17 protein-coding genes are annotated in these 14,478 nt (G+C 64.5%); 8 read left to right on the top strand and 9 right to left on the bottom strand.

All coding sequences use genetic code 11. The annotated features are described in order from the left end of the window. Window positions 1-12 precede the first annotated feature (12 nt). The 3 genes from ACI766_RS17050 to ACI766_RS17040 form a co-directional block, all read right to left on the bottom strand. The gene (locus tag ACI766_RS17050; RefSeq protein WP_003087754.1) at window positions 13-252 is read right to left on the bottom strand and encodes a hypothetical protein; all 240 of its coding nucleotides are present in this window, start codon (window positions 250-252) and stop codon (window positions 13-15) included. A 27-nt stretch (window positions 253-279) separates the two neighbouring features. Further along, a complete protein-coding gene (locus tag ACI766_RS17045; RefSeq protein WP_003098091.1) occupies window positions 280-498 on the bottom strand; it encodes a hypothetical protein in 219 nt (72 codons plus the stop codon). Window positions 499-652: 154 nt separating this feature from the next. Next, window positions 653-1,141: a hypothetical protein gene (locus tag ACI766_RS17040; RefSeq protein ID WP_019396582.1), complete on the bottom strand. Its 489-nt coding sequence runs from the start codon at window positions 1,139-1,141 to the stop codon at window positions 653-655. Window positions 1,142-1,361: 220 nt separating this feature from the next. Between ACI766_RS17040 and ACI766_RS17035 the strand changes: the two genes are divergently transcribed. Then, window positions 1,362-1,868 carry a macro domain-containing protein gene (locus ACI766_RS17035; RefSeq protein ID WP_003087757.1) on the top strand — a complete coding sequence of 169 codons (507 nt, stop codon included), beginning with the start codon at window positions 1,362-1,364 and terminating at the stop codon, window positions 1,866-1,868. 71 nt (window positions 1,869-1,939) lie between these two features. Here the strand turns inward: ACI766_RS17035 and ACI766_RS17030 are convergent, their stop codons facing one another. Beyond that, a complete protein-coding gene (locus ACI766_RS17030) occupies window positions 1,940-2,128 on the bottom strand; it encodes a hypothetical protein (protein WP_003087758.1) in 189 nt (62 codons plus the stop codon). 149 nt (window positions 2,129-2,277) lie between these two features. Next, entirely contained in the window at window positions 2,278-2,967 is a 690-nt protein-coding gene (locus ACI766_RS17025) for a crotonase/enoyl-CoA hydratase family protein (RefSeq protein WP_003087759.1), read from the bottom strand. A 386-nt stretch (window positions 2,968-3,353) separates the two neighbouring features. On the opposite strand from ACI766_RS17025, the gene ACI766_RS17020 reads away from it, so the two are divergent. Then, window positions 3,354-3,638, top strand: coding sequence for a GNAT family N-acetyltransferase (locus tag ACI766_RS17020; protein ID WP_003087762.1), 285 nt, complete (start codon window positions 3,354-3,356; stop codon window positions 3,636-3,638). 57 nt (window positions 3,639-3,695) lie between these two features. Here the strand turns inward: ACI766_RS17020 and ACI766_RS17015 are convergent, their stop codons facing one another. Further along, window positions 3,696-4,772 carry a 3-deoxy-7-phosphoheptulonate synthase gene (locus tag ACI766_RS17015; protein WP_003087765.1) on the bottom strand — a complete coding sequence of 359 codons (1,077 nt, stop codon included), beginning with the start codon at window positions 4,770-4,772 and terminating at the stop codon, window positions 3,696-3,698. A 317-nt stretch (window positions 4,773-5,089) separates the two neighbouring features. On the opposite strand from ACI766_RS17015, the gene ACI766_RS17010 reads away from it, so the two are divergent. The 4 genes from ACI766_RS17010 (at window position 5,090) to cysB (ending at window position 8,180) form a co-directional block, all read left to right on the top strand. After that, window positions 5,090-5,467: a thioredoxin family protein gene (locus ACI766_RS17010; RefSeq protein WP_003120319.1), complete on the top strand. Its 378-nt coding sequence runs from the start codon at window positions 5,090-5,092 to the stop codon at window positions 5,465-5,467. Beyond that, the gene (locus ACI766_RS17005) at window positions 5,467-6,414 is read left to right on the top strand and encodes a putative 2-dehydropantoate 2-reductase (RefSeq protein WP_023086378.1); all 948 of its coding nucleotides are present in this window, start codon (window positions 5,467-5,469) and stop codon (window positions 6,412-6,414) included. Before ACI766_RS17010 ends, ACI766_RS17005 begins: the two co-directional genes overlap by 1 nt. A gap of 162 nt (window positions 6,415-6,576) precedes the next feature. Continuing rightward, entirely contained in the window at window positions 6,577-7,074 is a 498-nt protein-coding gene (locus ACI766_RS17000; protein ID WP_003087770.1) for a universal stress protein, read from the top strand. A 131-nt stretch (window positions 7,075-7,205) separates the two neighbouring features. Continuing rightward, entirely contained in the window at window positions 7,206-8,180 is a 975-nt protein-coding gene (gene cysB, locus ACI766_RS16995) for an HTH-type transcriptional regulator CysB (protein WP_003087775.1), read from the top strand. 56 nt (window positions 8,181-8,236) lie between these two features. Here the strand turns inward: cysB and ACI766_RS16990 are convergent, their stop codons facing one another. Both ACI766_RS16990 and ACI766_RS16985 read right to left on the bottom strand, forming a co-directional pair. Continuing rightward, window positions 8,237-8,584 (bottom strand): hypothetical protein, encoded by a 348-nt coding sequence (locus ACI766_RS16990; RefSeq protein WP_003098081.1) that lies wholly within the window; start codon window positions 8,582-8,584, stop codon window positions 8,237-8,239. Window positions 8,585-8,648: 64 nt separating this feature from the next. Further along, on the bottom strand, window positions 8,649-9,383 hold the full coding sequence (locus ACI766_RS16985; RefSeq protein ID WP_003087779.1) for a phosphoadenylyl-sulfate reductase: 735 nt from the start codon (window positions 9,381-9,383) through the stop codon (window positions 8,649-8,651). Between the two features lie 203 nt (window positions 9,384-9,586). Between ACI766_RS16985 and thrH the strand changes: the two genes are divergently transcribed. Beyond that, window positions 9,587-10,204: a bifunctional phosphoserine phosphatase/homoserine phosphotransferase ThrH gene (gene thrH, locus ACI766_RS16980; protein ID WP_003098078.1), complete on the top strand. Its 618-nt coding sequence runs from the start codon at window positions 9,587-9,589 to the stop codon at window positions 10,202-10,204. A 42-nt stretch (window positions 10,205-10,246) separates the two neighbouring features. On the opposite strand, the gene pabB is transcribed toward thrH, so the two are convergent. Next, entirely contained in the window at window positions 10,247-11,608 is a 1,362-nt protein-coding gene (pabB, locus tag ACI766_RS16975) for an aminodeoxychorismate synthase component I (RefSeq protein WP_012614290.1), read from the bottom strand. Window positions 11,609-11,772: 164 nt separating this feature from the next. Here pabB and ACI766_RS16970 point away from each other — a divergent pair, with 164 nt between their 5' ends. Beyond that, window positions 11,773-14,478, top strand: coding sequence for a helix-turn-helix transcriptional regulator (locus ACI766_RS16970; protein ID WP_003120314.1), 2,706 nt, complete (start codon window positions 11,773-11,775; stop codon window positions 14,476-14,478).

Here is a 14,478-nt window from a genome sequence, read left to right as displayed (position 1 = left end):
GGCGTTTTCGTTTCAGGCCGGGCAGTCGAGGATGAAGCGCTCCGGGATCCAGCGCTGCGGGCGTGCCGGCGGGGTGCCGCTCTGCAGCTTCAGCGCCAGGTTGGCCGCCAGCGCGCGGACCATCGCCTGGTTGCATTCGATGGTGCGCGCCAGTGCGCCTGCCGAGCCTTGGGCGAGGCCGAGTAGCGAGTAGCCATTGGTCAATATCGCCAGGGCGGCGACGATCCAGAATTTCCGTGTTTGCCTTCTCATGCTGTTTCCCGGGAAAGAAGCCGGCGTTCAACCGGCGCGTCGACTGTTCAACCCCGAGAGCAGGCCTGGCAGGGCCTGGCCGATCTGGTTGGAGAAGGTCGTGGCGGTGTCGTTGTCCGGTGTGGCGTTCCTGGCGCTTTCGGCGCCGGCGACGAGGCTCAGCACGACCAGCATGAGGATGGCGTACAGACCCAGGGTGGCCAGGGCGGTGTTGCGGGCGTAATGGCGTGGGCTGCGACGTTTCATGGCGGCTTCCGTGATCGATACCTCGGATGGGCATAGGATCGCGGAGAAGAATTCGATTGGATAACGAATTGTCGCGCTATTAACTATCGACAGAAATGATGCTTTGGCCGAACGACCGGTACGGGTTGCGGGGCCCGGGTTCGGGCCCGATGGATCAGGACGAAGTCGGCGCGAGCAGGCGATCGACCACCTGCCGGGCTCGCTCGAAGGAGGGGTAGCCGCTGCGCGCGACCGGCAGCTCGGCGTAGGCCTGGCGATAGGTCTCGGCCTTGGGAATGTCGGCGCGCGGCAACAGGAAGGGCTCGGCGTAGATCTTGTAGAGCATCGCGTTGGCCAGCGGGTAGCGTCGCTCGGCGGAACGTTCGAGGAGGCGGGTGATGCGCTCGCAATCGCTGGTCTGGCCGTCGCGGCGAGCGATCAGCACGGCCTGGTAGAAGTCCGCCTCGCCGCTGCGGTCGTCGCGCGCCGCGCGCTCCAGCAGGGCCTGGGCCAGCGGCAGGCGATCGCGGTCGTTGGCGACGATGATCAGTTTCGCCTGCAGCATGTCGTTCTCGTACAGCAGTTTTTCCCTGTCGCTGTCCTGGCGGCAGGTGGCGCAGCTTGCCAACAGCGGGATCAGGCAAAGTGCAATCCATTTCGGCATGGCGGTTGTTTCCTTGTCATGGATGAGACGGCACGAGGCTGGAATCCAATGGAGAGGCGAGGCGCCTCCAAGGTTCCCTCGCATGCAGTCTAGTCGGCCCGTAGCGGATGGGACCGGCCGTCTTTGATACGCATCAACTGGCGCCGGCGGGCAAGGCGTACGGTGAAAGATGCAGGGCGGCGCACGAAGCGCCTGTCCCGAAGCCAAGAAGGAAACGCTCATGATTCGTGAAGTTGAAGGTGACATTCTGCTTTCCGGGGCCCAGGTGATCGCCCACGGCATCGCGCCCCAGGACCATTTCGACAGCGGCCTGGCCCTCGCCTTGCGCGAACGCTGGCCGTCGATGGTTCGCGACTACCGGCATGCCGCCCATGCCAGGGCGCCCGAGCCGGGCGGCATCTGGGTCTGGGCCGGGGTCGACGAGCAGGGCAAGACCCAGTGCATCGTCAACCTGATCACCCAGGGCATGCTGCACAGCGGTCGCAGCGCCAAGCCGGGCAAGGCGAGCCTGGAGGATGTCGGCCATGCCCTGCGCGAGCTGGCCCGCTATGTGCGCAGCGAAGGGGTGAGCAGCCTGGCTCTGCCCTGCGTGGCGACGGGAGTGGGCGGGCTGGACTGGTCCGAGGTCAAGCCGCTGGTGGTTCGCCACCTGGGCGACCTGGAGATCCCGGTGATTCTCTACGAGGTCTATCGCAAGGGCGTGGCGGCCGAGGAAAAGCTGGCCTGAACGAGAAGCCCGGCGTGAGCCGGGCTTTTCAGGGTTGCGGGGAAAAGAAAAACGTTCCTGGCAGGCGGCGTTCAACCCTGCGCATCGGTGTCGCTCGCGGTTGGCGCCGTGGCCTGTTGCTGCTGGGCCTGCTCGATGGCGTGCTGGTTCAGTTGGACCATGCGGTTTTCCATCAGGCTGGATTCGTCGGCGAAGCTGGCTTGCACTGCGAGGGTGGTAGCCATGCCGAGGAGAATGGCGGCGAAGACGTTGCGTTTCATGATGACCTCCGGTTTTCCTTGGGAATGTCACCAGGATAATCCGTAATAATTTTTTAAAAATAGCAGTTATGGAGAGTTACCTTTGCGTAATAAGTAATTATTGGGCGCAAAAAAGCCCGGTACCAACCGGGCTTTCGCTGGCGCGGGCCTTAGCCCAGGTGCTTCTTGTCCAGCTCGATCGCCTGGTCGAGGGTTTCCAGCAGTGCCTTGCGCACCTTGAGCTTGGTATTGCGATGCGCGGTCATGTTGAGTTTCTTCAACTGCTGGGCCGCTGCACGCGCGCTTTCCTGCAACTGGTCGGCGCTGACCAGGGTGTCGAGGAAGCCGGCATCCACCGCAGCGGCCGGACTGAACATCTCGGCATTGATGACCGAGCGGGTGAACGCCGACTTGCGCAGGCGATCGCGGGCCAGTTCGATGCCGACATGGTGCATGGTCATGCCGATGGCGACTTCGTTCAGGCCGATCTGGAACGGCCCGTCGACGCCGATCCGGTAGTCGGCCGAGAGCAGCAGGAAGGCGCCCTTGGCTACCGCGTGCCCGGGGCAGGCGACGATCACCGGATAGGGATGGGAGAGCAGGCGGCGAGCCAGGGTCGAGCCGGCGGCGACCAGGTTGACGGCATTCTCCGGGCCGGAGGTCATGACCTTCAGGTCGTAGCCACCGGAGAGGATGCCCGGCTGGCCGGTGACGATGACCACGGCCTTGTCCTGCAGGGCCTGGTCGAGAGCCTGGTTGAAGGCGTCGATCACCGCCGGGGAGATGGCGTTCACCTTGCCGTTGTTGAGGGTCAGGGTGGCGATGCCGTCTTCGAACTGGTAGCTGATCAACTCGCTCATGGCAGGATTCCTTTTGGTGGAGTGGCGCAGACCTTACTGATGGGCGTCGTCGGCGTAAAGCGCTTTGGCTGACCCGCGGGTCATGCGTGATTGTGCTTGCGCGGGCCTCCCGAGCAGGGCTCCAGTGACGCCTGCGCGTTCCTGGCAGAAGAAACGGTTGAGTCTGGCCGGGGAAGACAGCAATATGGGCCCTATCGTTAGTCCGGCCTTGCATGCGGTGCAGGTCACCCGTTTCGAGGATGTCCGCCAGGCGCGCTCAGCCGCCGGGACGAGAACGGACGAAGTTATCCGGCGGCCTGCTGAAGGCCGGTACGCGGGGGCATCCTCGCGAGGAACCCTATCAATCAGGTGCGGGTCGGGTTACGAACCCGTTGAGGAGATCCAAAGTGAGCGAGTCCCTGTCCATCCATCATGACGTGGGCGGCCATCAGTTCGAGACGACGGTGGATGGCCATCGTGCCTATCTGGCGTATATGGACCTGGGCAAGCAGACGCTGGACATCTACCGGACCTTCGTACCGGATTCGCTGCGGGGTCGCGGTATCGCCGCCGCGCTGACCGAACACGCCCTGCAGTACGCCGACCGCATGGGCTACAGCGTGATCCCGTCCTGCTCCTACGTGGAGCGTTACATCGAGCGTCGCCAGCGTCAGGCCGATCCGGCCGCCTGAGCAGGCGCGCAATGAAAAACGCCGGGCATCAGCCCGGCGTTTTCGTTTCCGCCTCGCTCAGCCGCGCTGGCGTTTCGGCAGCACGTCCTTGAGCTTGGCGTGCATGCTGCGGATGCTCTTCTCGGTGGTCGCCCAGTCGATGCATGCATCGGTGATGGAGACGCCGTACTGAAGTTGGTCGAGATCCTTCGGAATCGGCTGGCTGCCCCAGCCCAGGTGGCTTTCCACCATCAGGCCGACGATCGAGTTGTTGCCTTCGACGATCTGGTTGCTGACGTTGTCCATCACCAGCGGTTGCAGGGCCGGGTCCTTGTTGGAGTTGGCGTGGCTGCAGTCGACCATGATGTTCAGCGGGATTTTCGCCTTGTTCAGGTCCTGCTCGCAGAGCGCGACGCTGACTGAATCGTAGTTCGGCTTGCCGTTGCCGCCGCGCAACACCACGTGACCATAGCGGTTGCCCTTGGTGGTGACGATGGATACGCCGCCCTGCTGGTTGATGCCGAGGAAGCGATGCGGGCTGGAGACCGACTGCAGGGCATTGATCGCCACGGTCAGGCTGCCATCGGTGCCGTTCTTGAAGCCGACCGCGGAAGACAGGCCGGAGGCCATCTCGCGGTGGGTCTGCGATTCGGTGGTACGGGCGCCGATCGCCGACCAGCTGATCAGGTCCTGCAGGTACTGCGGGGAAATCGGGTCGAGCGCTTCGGTGGCGGTGGGCAAGCCTTTCTCGGCGAGGTCGCGGAGCAGTTGGCGACCGATGTGCAGGCCATCCTGGATCTTGAACGAGTCGTCCAGGTACGGATCGTTGATCAGGCCTTTCCAGCCCACCGTGGTACGCGGCTTCTCGAAGTACACGCGCATCACCAGGAACAGCGTATCCGCCACTTCGGCCGCGAGCGCCTTGAGGCGGTCGGCGTATTCGTGGGCGGCCTTGATGTCGTGGATGGAGCAGGGGCCGATCACCACGAACAGACGGTGGTCCTTGCCATCCAGGATGTCGCGCACCACCTGGCGACCATGGGCCACGGTCTGCAGGGCCTTGTCGGTCAGGGGAATTTCACGCTTGAGCTGCTCCGGCGTGATCAGGGTCTCGTTGGAGGCAACGTTAAGGTCGTCGATCTGTAAATCAGCCATCGTGGTACTCAATCAGGTCACGGGCGCCGGCCGCCGGGAGGCCCCCTGCGAAAGGGCGCAGGCATGAAGTTCGCAAACGGGGAGACGAACCTTAACGTGTCGGGCCGGGCCTAGACAATGGGCGGGACGCGGTTCGCCGGTGTTTTCCCCGCTCTGCGCACGTTTTCTTCGTTGCTCCGGGCCAAGGCTGCCAGCGGAGTTGCAGGTGAGGCCGCCGCGGACGATATTGTGCAGGTGCTGCGGAGGGGCGCGCCTTGCGCGTATCCGCTGGCCGAGGAGGGCGCCAGCGCTATCGCAGGAGCCGAAGCCTACGGATGATGGTCGGGCCCCATTTCTTCCTTTCTATCGAGGTCAGCAGCGTGCCGTCCCTGGAACTCACCGATCTGGACGCCGACCGGCAGTTGCTTGCCCTGGAAGGGGTTTCGCTGTTGGTATTCACCAGCGAAGGCTGCGCGTCGTGCCGCTGGGCCCGGCGCCATCTCCCCGCGATGGACCTGCCCATCGAGCGCCTGTGCTGGGTGGACGCCGGCCGCAATGGCGGCCTGGTGGAACGCTACGGCGTCTTTCACCTGCCGGCCCTGTTCATGGTCCGCGACGGCCGCTTCCATGGCGCACTGAACGTTCCGCTGCACCAGGAAGCCTTGCGGGGTGCGGTGCTGGCGGGGTCGACCGCTTTACCTGAGGAGTTGCCCTGATGGATTCAAAGCAGCAACGGATCGGCGTCATCGGTACGGGAGCCATCGGCGGCTTCTATGGACTGATGCTGGCGCATGCCGGTCACGACGTGCATTTTCTCCTGCGCAGCGAGTTCGAGGCGGTCAATCGCGCCGGACTCAGCCTGAATAGTGCGGTGCATGGCTCCCGGCGCCTGGCACCGGTCCAGGCCTACCATTCGGCGCAGGACATGCCGCCCTGCGACTGGTTGCTGGTGGGCGCCAAGACCACCGGCAATGACGAACTGGCACCCCTGATCCGCGCAGCGGCGGCGCCGGGTGCCAAGGTTCTGCTGCTGCAGAACGGTCTGGGCGTGGAGGAGCGGCTGCGGCCGTTGCTGCCGGAAAGCCTGCATCTGTTGGGCGGCCTCTGCTTCATCTGTGTGCATCGCGGCGAACCGGGCGTGATCGAGCACCAGGCCTACGGCGGAGTGAATCTCGGCTATCATTCCGGACCGGCCGACGAGCGACGCCGGCGCGAGATCGTCGAGGAGGGTGCCGCGCTGTTCCGCGAGTCCGGGCTGGAGTCCACGGCGATGCCCGACCTGGAGCAGGCGCGCTGGCAGAAGCTGGTCTGGAACATCCCCTACAACGGGCTGTCGGTATTGCTGAAGAGCAGCACCGCGCCGCTGATGGCCAACGCGGACAGTCGGTCGCTGATCGAGGCGATCATGGAGGAAGTCATCGGGGCTGCCGGCGCCTGCGGCTTCATCCTGCCTGAGGGCTATGCGGACCAACTGTTGGCGGCGACCGAGCGGATGCCCGACTATCGGCCGAGCATGTACCACGACTTCGCCCATGGGCGGCCACTGGAGCTGGCGGCGATCTATGCCGCGCCCCTGGCCCGCGCTGCTGCTGCGGGCTACCGGATGCCCAGGGTCGAGGCGCTGCACCAGGCGTTGCGCTTCCTCGAAGCGCAACCGCGCTGAAGGGCCGAGCGCGGCGACCAGCCGGCGCCGCGCTCGCAGGGAGAAAAGGGATTTACCCCAACGGGCCGGAAAAAGCCCGAAACAGCAGGGAACGCTAGGAGAATGGATGCTTGCTGCTAATCTGCTAATGAGGCCCGCCGCGCAGGCTGTCGAGGAGGCCGCATGATTCGTTCGATTCTCTATGCCACCGATCTGGGGCTCTATGCTCCCTATGTCCTGCAACACGCCCTGTCGCTGACCCGCGCCTACAACGCCGAGCTCTATGTCGTCCATGTGGTGGAGCCCCTCGGGCTGTTCGCCGAGTCGGTCCTGCAGACCTACCTTGACACCGAGCGTCTCCAGGACCTGCGGGCGCAAGGGCTGGACAACGTCATGGAAAGCATCGAGAAGCGGGTCCTGGAAGGGTTTCGCGATGAACTCGGCGAGTTGCCCCAGGATGCGGCGCTGGTCAAGAGCGTGCGGGTGGTGCAGGGCGACCCGCCGCAGATGATCCTCGATGAGGCGGAAAAGCTGGCCGTGGACCTGATCGTCGCCGGCAGCCATAGCCACGGCACCCAGCTCGACACGCCGCTGGGCCGGACTGCCGCGCGTCTGGTGCAACTGGCGGAGGTACCGGTGTACCTGGTGCCGATGTTGCAGCACCGTAGTCGCGACCTGTAGGCCAGCGGTCGGCTGGTGAAAAAGCGTGCAAAATCAAAAAAAACGTCTAATTTTATTCCTCAAACCATTAATATGGTTATATACCTTCGGTTCTTGATCGCCGGTCGCGACAACCTTTTCGAGGAATCTCCATGAAGCTTCAGCAATTGCGCTATATCTGGGAGGTTGCGCACCACGACCTCAACGTCTCCGCCACGGCGCAGAGCCTCTATACTTCGCAGCCGGGCATCAGCAAGCAGATCCGCCTGCTGGAGGACGAACTGGGCGTCGAGGTGTTCGCTCGCAGCGGCAAGCACCTGACCCGTGTGACGCCGGCGGGGGAGCGGATCATCCATACCGCCGGCGAGATTCTGCGCAAGGTCGAGAGCATCAAGCAGATCGCCCAGGAATTCTCCAACGAGAAGAAGGGCACGCTGTCCATCGCCACTACCCACACCCAGGCGCGCTATGCGCTGCCCAACGTGATCAGCGGCTTCATCAAGCAGTACCCGGACGTCTCCCTGCACATGCACCAGGGCACGCCGATGCAGATCGCCGAAATGGCCGCCGACGGCACCGTCGACTTCGCCATCGCCACCGAGGCGCTGGAGTTGTTCGGCGACCTGATCATGATGCCCTGCTACCGCTGGAATCGCTGCGTCATCGTGCCCCACGGGCATCCGCTGACCAAGCTGCCGAAACTGACCCTGGAAGCCCTGGCCGAGCAGCCGATCGTCACCTACGTGTTCGGCTTCACCGGCCGCTCCAAGCTCGACGAAGCCTTCAGCCAGCGCGGCCTGGTGCCCAAGGTGGTATTCACCGCGGCCGATGCCGACGTGATCAAGACCTACGTGCGGTTGGGCCTGGGGGTCGGCATCGTGGCGCACATGGCGGTCGATCCGAAGCTCGACAACGACCTGGTGATCCTCGACGCCAGCCACCTGTTCGAGTCCAGCGTGACCAAGATCGGCTTCCGCCGCGGCACCTTCCTGCGCGGCTTCATGTGCGACTTCATCGAGAAATTCGCTCCGCACCTGACCCGCGAGCTGCTGGCCAAGGCCGTGCAATGCCACAACAAGGCCGAGCTGGACGAGTTGTTCGACGGCATCGAACTGCCGGTCTACTGATCGCCTCGGCCCATGAAAAAGCCCGGCCTGGTGCCGGGCTTTTTCATGGCTGGCCCTCAGAGCATGTCGAGATTGTCGCGACCGGCCAGCCTGGCCAGCGCTTCGCGATCAGCGTCCGCGGACTGCTCGGCTCGCGGTTCGAGGACTTCATGGAGGAAGCTCATGAACACGGTGTAGACCTGTTCGCGCCCGTCGTCGTGGCGAACCACGAAGAACGGCGCGGTCTCTACGCCATATTGGGCGGCGACCATCCAGCCTGCGCTGTTCGGGTCGCGTTCGTCGGCCACCAGGGTGCGATGGATGCGCGGCAGGTAGCCGCCTTGTTCCAGGCGTTGCCGGACTTCCTTGCACTTGCGGCAGTCCTCGCCGTTGGCGAGGACTTTCTTGACCATGGTGATGCGCATGCTGGGTCTCCGCTCGGGGTTCGACCCGCACTTTACCCCGATTGCATACGCTCTATCGACGGTTTCAGGCCTTGCTGATCAGGTTGCCGGCGTGCAGCCCGCACTCCTTGTGGGTGGCTTCCTCCCACCACCAGCGGCCCTCGCGCTCGTGCTGGTTGGGCAGCACCGGACGGGTGCAGGGTTCGCAGCCGATGCTGATATAGCCGCGTTCGTGCAGGCTGTTGTAGGGCAGTTCGAGCATGCGGATATAGCCCCAGACCTCCTCGCTGGTCATGGACGACAGCGGGTTGAATTTGTACAGCGGCTTTTCCGGCGTGGAAAAGGCACCGTCGATTTCCAGCACCGCCACCTGGCTGCGCGTGCCGGGGCTCTGGTCGCGGCGTTGGCCGGTGGCCCAGGCGCGCACGCCGGCGAGCTTGCGCTTGAGCGGTTCGATCTTGCGGATGCCGCAGCACTCGCCGTGGCCGTCCCGGTAGAAGCTGAACAGGCCCTTTTCCTTCACCAGGGGTTCGAGCAGGCGCGGGTCGGGGGAAAGCACGTCGATGGCGATGCCGTAGTGTTCGCGGACCTGGTCGATGAAACGATAGGTTTCCGGGTGCAGGCGACCGGTGTCGAGGCTGAACACCTTCACGTTGCGGTTGAGCTTCCAGGCCATGTCTACCAGGACGACGTCCTCGGCGCCGCTGAAGGAGATCCACAGCTCGTCGCCGAAGTGCTCGAAGGCGGCTTTCAGGATGTCCTGGGGGGATTTGTCGGCAAGGCTGGAGGCGAGGGCGGGAAGGTCGAAAGGCTGGCTCATCGGGCTGGGGTCCTGGTGCTGGGCGGCGCTGTTGCGCTCTGTGGCGGGAATGGTAGCAAAGGGCGGCATATGGCCCTAAATAACCATTTACCCCTGTCGACCTTGATTCCAGGAATAAGCCGGCGTTGCCTTGCCCTCGGCGAGGGGCTAGAGTGCCGCGTCCGTCGTCACCCCATCGTTCAGAGAATTTCGAGGAGAGTCCTGTGGAAATTGCCTGTCTTGACCTGGAAGGCGTGCTGGTTCCGGAAATCTGGATCGCGTTCGCGGAAAAAACCGGTATCGACGCCTTGAAGGCGACCACCCGGGACATTCCGGACTACGACGTGCTGATGAAGCAGCGCCTGCGCATCCTCGACGAACATGGCCTGAAGCTGGGCGACATCCAGGAGGTGATCGCCACCCTGAAGCCGCTGGAGGGGGCGGTGGAATTCGTCGACTGGCTGCGCGAGCGCTTCCAGGTGGTGATCCTCTCCGACACCTTCTACGAGTTCTCCCAGCCGCTGATGCGCCAGCTGGGCTTCCCGACCCTGTTGTGCCACAAGCTGGAGATCGACGACAGCGACCGGGTGGTCGGCTATCAATTGCGCCAGAAGGATCCCAAGCGGCAGTCGGTGATCGCCTTCAAGAGCCTCTACTACCGGGTGATCGCCGCAGGCGACTCCTACAACGACACCACCATGCTTTCCGAGGCCCACGCCGGCATCCTGTTCCATGCCCCGGAAAACGTGATCCGCGAGTTTCCCCAGTTCCCCGCGGTGCATACCTACGAAGACCTCAAGCGCGAGTTCCTCAAGGCTTCCAGCCGTTCGCTGAGTCTGTAGCCGCGCCGCCGATGAAAGAGCCCGCGGAACGCGGGCTCTTTTCTATTCCGGGGACGCTGTCCCGGCCATCCCTTCCAGGGTTTCCAGCAGCACCCGGACCTTGTCCAGGGTTTCCTGGTACTCGTCCTCCCAGTGCGAGTCGGCGACGATGCCGCCGCCGCCCCAGCAACTGACCTGGCCGTTCCTGACCAGCAGGGTGCGGATGGCGATCGAGCTGTCCATCTCGCCGCGCACGTCGAGGTAGAACAGGCTGCCGCAGTAGATGCCGCGTCGGCTCGGTTCCAGTTCGTCGATGATCTGCATGGCGCGAATCTTCGGCGCGCCGGTGATCGAGCCGCCGGGGAAGCTGCCTTCCAGCAGGTCGAGGGCGTCCTTGCCCGGCGCCAGTTCGCCGGTGACGCTGCTCACCAGGTGATGCACGTTGGGATAGCTTTCCAGGGCGAACAGCTCCGGTACCCGTACGCTGCCAGGTTGGCAACTGCGTCCGATGTCGTTGCGCAGCAGGTCGACGATCATCAGGTTTTCCGCGCGGTCCTTGGGGCTGGCCAGCAGCGACGCCGCCAGCGCCATGTCCTCCTCGGGGGTCTTGCCGCGCGGGCGGGTGCCCTTGATCGGCCGGGTTTCCACCTTGCCCTTGCCGAGCTTGAGGAAGCGCTCCGGCGACAGGCTGAGGATCGCGCCGTCGGCCAGTCGCAGGTAGCCGGAGAACGGCGTCGGGCAGGCCTCGCGCAGGGCGCGATAGGCCGGCCACGGCGAGCCGCTGCAAGCGGCCTGGAAGCGCTGGCTATAGTTCACCTGGTAGCAGTCGCCTGCCTGGATGTAGTCCTGGATGCGGCGGATCGCCTGCCGATAGTCGGATGCGCTGATGCTCCGTCGGAATTTTCCCAGAAGCTTGAAGTTGCCGGCCGCGCCTTGCGCTTCCTCGCTGAACAGGGCGATCAGGCGCTGGCGTTCGCGCTCGTCCAATCGCGGGTGGAATACCAGTTGGCTGGTGCCGGCCTGGTGGTCGCTGATCAGCGCCCAGGCATACAGGCCGACGGAGGCCAGCGGCAGGCCCAGGTCATCGCGGGCGTGTTCGCCGATGCGCTCGATGCGCCGACCCAGGTCGTAGGATAAATAGCCCAGCAGACCGCCGGCGAAGGGCAGTTCGTACGGCGCTGGCAGCTGCGCGGGGCCCAGGCTTCCGGCCGCTTCGCGTAGGCGGGCGAAGAAGCGGTTGGCCGATTCGTCGGGCAGCGGCGCCAGTTCTGCCAATGGCCAGGCGCTCATAAGGTCATAGCGTCCACGGGTAGCGATGGGGCGACCCGAATCGAGCATCACCGCACCGGGCGCCTCATGGATGATGGCAAAGAGACAGCTTGGGTCGCTATGGTAGGGCAGGGGGTGAACATGACAACTGGGCATGGAAAGTGGGGGTAGTGGGACAGTCAGGAATTCTAGTTCGCCGGAATCGTCGATCCTAGAGCCATTTCTTCAGTTTACGTAAGAAGGGTGATCTGCTAATTATGGAAATATCCCACGGAGATTTGGCTCCGTACCACAATGATAATGACACAGGGATACAGGCCGTGGATGCAGTACAGGATCCAGCAGCCGGCAGCCTTTCGCGCTCCAGAATAGTGCCGCCTCAGGTGCCAGCCGAATATTCTCTTCGCCCCGCGATCCGCAACCTGCTGGATCGCAATCCCCATTCACGCGTTCTGATGTTTTCCGCACCTGCCGGCTTCGGCAAGACCTGCGCGCTCGCCGCCCTGGCCAGGGAGCGCACTGTAGCAGACCAGGCGGTGGCCTGGCTCTCGCTTGCCGAAGAAGACGACGACCCCGCCCGTTTCTGCCGGCAGCTGATCGAGGCGCTGGGCGAAGCCGTGCCGCAGCTTGGCGACGACGCCCAGACCTACCTGCAGAACACCATGCGGGTCCCGGTGGTGGCGGTGATCGAAAGCCTGCTCGGCGATCTCGATCGCTATGCGCGGCCGTTGCTGCTGGTGCTCGACGACCTGCACCTGGTTAGCAACCCGGACATCTTCACCGGCCTCAACCGCCTGGTGCAGTACGCGCCGCCCGGGCTGGTCCTGGCCCTGGGCACGCGTTCGCAGCCGGCGCTGAGCCTGGCTACCTGGCGGGCCAAGGGGCTGTTGCTGGAAATCGGCCTCGAGGAGCTGCGCCTCGGCTTCGAGGAAACCCGCGAATACCTCGAGCGCAGCGGTCTCTATCTGGACGAGCCCTGCCTGAAGGCGCTCTATGGCCAGACCGAAGGCTGGGTGGTGGGCGTGCATCTCGTCAGCCTGTGGCTGCGCCAGCAACCGCAGGTGCAGGAAATGGCCCTGCTCGACGGCGACAAGCAGGCGGTCAGCGCCTATCTGCTGGCGGCGGTCTTCGAACGCTTGCCTGGCGACCTGCAGGAAGCGCTGCTGGCCCTTGGCGTTGCCAGCCAATTGAGCGGCGACCTGGCCAACGCCCTGACCGGGCGCCAGGACGGCCAGGCGCTGCTGGAGCGCCTGGAGTCCATGCAATTGTTCCTCCTGCCGCTGGATCGCGAACGCCAGTGGTATCGCTTCCACCTGCTGTTCGCCGACTTCCTCCGCAACCGCCTGCGCGACTCCGATCCGGACCGTTTCAAGCAACTGCATTTCAACGCCAGCCTGTGGTTCACCAACCACCACATGCCGACGTTCGCCATCGAGCATGCCTGTGCGGCGGAAGACCCGGAGATGATCGCCGCGCTGGTCGACGGATGCGGACTGGAGCTGATCAACCGCGGCCAGCTCAGCCTGATCTACCGTTGGCGCAAGCATGTGCCGGACGAAATCGCCGAGCGCTATCCGATCCTGGTCCTTACCGATGTCTGGTCGCGGGCCAGCGACCTCAGCCTGGGCGAGGCCAACCGGATCATCGACGAACTGCTGGCGCGCTGGGGGGAGAGCCGCGGCGACGGGCCGATGGGCGACCAGTACCTCTCCGCGCTGGCGGTGAAGGCGGTGGTGGCGTTGCAGAAGGACGATCTGGAACTGTGCATCGCCCTGGCTCGCCGGGTCGAAGTCCAGCTCGGGCAGAACGCTGCCTTCCTCGAAGTGGCGGTGTTGATCACTGCCGCGCTGGCCCAGGTGGTCCGTGGCCAGGGCGACCAGGCGCGGCGCCTGCTGGGACTGGCGCAGCAGCGCAATCATTTCCTCGAAGGGCGCTACCTGGACATGCAACTGGCCAACGTCGAGGTGATCCTCGCACTCGAGCAGGGCCAGGTGAAGCAGGCGCAACTGCTCATCGAGCGGCTCCGCCAGCGTGCCCGGCCGCTGTTCGAGAAGTCCAGGAGCGCGCTGGCGCTGCCGACCATCACCGAGGCCCTGACCGCCTACTACAGGATCGAGCTGGACGGGCTGGAAGAGCGCCTGGGCTGGGCGCTCGGGCATGTGGATGTGATCAATCCGATCGATTTCTATGCCCAGGGGCAGATCTGCCTGGCGCGCACCCAGCGCCTGCTGGGACGGCCGAAGGAGGCGCTGGCCAGCCTGGCGGCGATGCAGGCCCTGGCCTCGCGCAATCAGTCGTGGCGCTTCTTCGCCCAGGCCATGGCCGAAGAGATCAACCTGATCCTCCAGGACAGCGGCCCCGACCGCCTGAAGCGCGCCGAGCAGCGGTTGAAGAGCGTGGACTGGAACAAGATGGCGGCACACTACCGCAACATGGCCTTCAACCCGGTCAACTGGTCGCTGGGCGTGAGCCGCGTGCGCCTGTTGCAGGGGCGAGGACATTTCAGCGAGGCGCTGCACGAGATCACTCAGTTGCGCGGCACCTTGCAGCCCGGCTGGCACGGCCTGCAGCGCCTGCGCCTGGATATCCTGGCGGCGCTCAGCTATCAGCGCCTGGGCTACCAGGAACGGGCCAACAGCCTGCTCGGCGAATGCCTGATCAATGCCGAACGGGAAGGGGTGCGCAGCCTCTTCATCGAGGAAGGCGACGGCATTCGCCAGTTGCTCCAGCAACTCGAATCCACCGAGCGCCAGCCGGCGCTACAGACCTTCATTCGCGGCCTGCTCGGCATCTGGCCCGGGCAGGGCGTGCGCAAGCCCCAGGATGCGCTCGAGGAAGGCCTGACGGAGCGCGAGCGCGAAGTGGTCTGCCTGGCCGCACAGGGCCTATCCAACGAAGAAATCGGCCAGCGCCTGTCGCTGGCCCTGGGGACCGTCAAATGGCATCTGCACAACATCTACGAAAAGCTCAAGGTGCGCAATCGCACCCAGGCGATCCGGCGAGCCCGCGAGCTGAGCCTGCTCTGA

This window comes from Pseudomonas sp. DL (assembly GCF_047199225.1).
Lineage (GTDB): Bacteria > Pseudomonadota > Gammaproteobacteria > Pseudomonadales > Pseudomonadaceae > Pseudomonas > Pseudomonas aeruginosa.
This window is presented reverse-complemented; position numbering and strand designations above follow the sequence as displayed.